The organism is Filobacillus milosensis, assembly GCF_004402015.1.
Taxonomy (GTDB): Bacteria; Bacillota; Bacilli; order Bacillales; family Alkalibacillaceae; genus Filobacillus; species Filobacillus milosensis.
Genome location: NZ_SOPW01000043.1, coordinates 1 through 1,286 on the forward strand (window position 1 = coordinate 1; position 1,286 = coordinate 1,286).

Here is a 1,286-nt window from a genome sequence, read left to right on the forward strand (position 1 = left end):
TGAACTGACCCAGGGAAATGAGACAAGAAAAAACACCTATGCTGCCACGGTCCTGTATTCAACAGGGCTGTGGCAATTTAATTTTGAAAAAGGTCGTATATAATTGTAATAATACATGTAATTTATTACTTTTTCTATTACAATAGTAGTTGTTAGGGTCGCTCTTAATTGAGCGGCGAATTCTTCCGACTTTAGCGAGGAATGGAAGGATTCTATGACGGCATTATCAAAGCAATTGCCTTTGCGGGACATGCTTGTGGTAATGCCGTTTTCTTTTGCTAGTGCCTGAAAGGCATAGGATGTATATTGTGCTCCCTGATCACTGTGTAAGATGACTTCATGAGTCTCCCTTCCGTTACAAGCCTCACGTAGCGTCTCTAAAACAAAATCCACCTGTTGAGAGTCACTAATCTTGTAAGCAATAACTTCGTTATTATACAAATCCATAATAGTTGATAAATACAACATCTTTGGTCCGTAAGGTAAGTACGTTATATCTGTTACCCATTTTTGATTCGGTTTCTCAGCTTTAAAATCTTGTTTTAATAAGTTAGGAACTATAATTTTACTTTCTCCTGCAATATATTTTTGTCGCTTTACTTTTACGCGACACTGGATTTCGTATTTTTGCATCACTTTTTGAACTGTCTTACGGTTCTTCTTAATCTGATAATCTTTCCATAAAATTTCTCTAACTTTTCGGTGCCCCACTCGATGTGAAAGTTGTTTACAGGTATTAATGATAAGTTGATGAAAATCTGGGATTTTTTGATTTGCCCTTCTTTTCCATCGATAATATGTCGAACGAGGTATTTCAAAACACTCGCATATTTCTTTTGTCGTAAATCGATCTTTAAAAGCTTCAACAACTTCTACAAAAATTTCTGGTACCACTTCCTTTCGATTTCTTGGTACTTTCCCATTAGCTCGTCTCGCATTTCATAATAAGTGACCTTTCTTTTTAATTGCGCTAGTTCACTATCATCCTCAGGACCTTTACCGAAGGTATATTGTTTTCCAATTGGTTGAGCCAGTCTGTGGTTCTCATCATTACGATGCCATCTCATCCAGGTTTTGATTTGGCTTCTATTCTTTATTCCAAACCTTTCCATAATCTCACGATTAGTCCACTCACCAGATAGCTTCAAACGAATCACTTCTTGTTTCACTTCTTCAGGATAAAATCGATTTTTACCCATAAAGAAAAACACCTCCTAAATTGTCGAATACTTTTACATACGACATAGGGGGTGTTTTTTCCTGTCTCATATTATTGGGTCACTCTA

At 36.5% G+C, this 1,286-nt stretch carries 1 protein-coding gene; it reads right to left on the reverse strand.

What is annotated here, in order from left to right:
* Positions 1–36: 36 nt before the first annotated feature.
* Positions 37–1,199, reverse strand: a protein-coding gene (locus tag E3U55_RS17035) for an IS3 family transposase (RefSeq protein ID WP_134341673.1) whose coding sequence is annotated in 2 segments (ribosomal slippage) — positions 37–920 and positions 920–1,199 — 1,164 coding nt in all. Because the reading frame shifts where the segments join, the coding sequence is not laid out codon by codon here.
* Between the last annotated feature and the right edge of the window lie 87 nt (positions 1,200–1,286).